1 pseudogene is annotated in these 650 nt (G+C 50.5%); it reads right to left on the bottom strand.

Features of this window, described 5'->3' with window-relative positions:
• Nucleotides 1-650, bottom strand: a pseudogene (locus R7Z77_RS26170) (efflux RND transporter permease subunit); the annotation flags it as partial.

Genomic DNA, 650 nt, shown 5'->3' with positions numbered 1-650 from the left:
AGCGACATCGGCGCGGTTAATGCCTGCTTGACGCATTTTGTCTTGGTTTAGAATCGGCTTGAGCACTTTGCTTTCTTGGCGCCAATCATCGCGAATGTATTTTGCATCTGGGTTTGAAGCAAAAATCGTTTTCGCTTCTGCCGCTAGTTGATGTAATACGGTTTCATCCGGACCAGAAAAACGCACCTCAACCGCGAACTTATCTTTGGTTGCCAGCTTCAGCGCTCGAAAGCGAGGTTCGGCATCCGGAAACGCCTCTTTCAGCCAATCATCCCCACGCGTTACCAAGTGGCTGATGCTCTCGTAGTCTTTGGTGTTGATCAGAATCTGCCCGTAGGCAGGGTCGAGCGGCTCAGGCTCTACCGTTACCGAGAAGCGAGGCGCACTGGTGCCGACATAGCTAGAGATACTTTCCACTTCTGGTTGTGCGACCAACCATTCTTCAACTTTGCGCATGTCTGCCGAGGTTTGTTCAATCTTGGCACCATTGGGTAGCCAGTAATCGAGAAACACAATTGAGCGATCCGACTGAGGAATAAAGTTCACGGCCACATACGGGATTGCCACGTCGGTGACTAAAATCAACGGAACCAAAGCGGCTAAAGCTTTACGCGGGTTGTCCACCGTTCAGAATACCAACTGGTTATAAC

The organism is Vibrio sp. 1401, from assembly GCF_033340295.1.
Note: the sequence above shows the minus strand (reverse complement) of the source record. Positions and strands in the feature narration are given on the sequence as shown.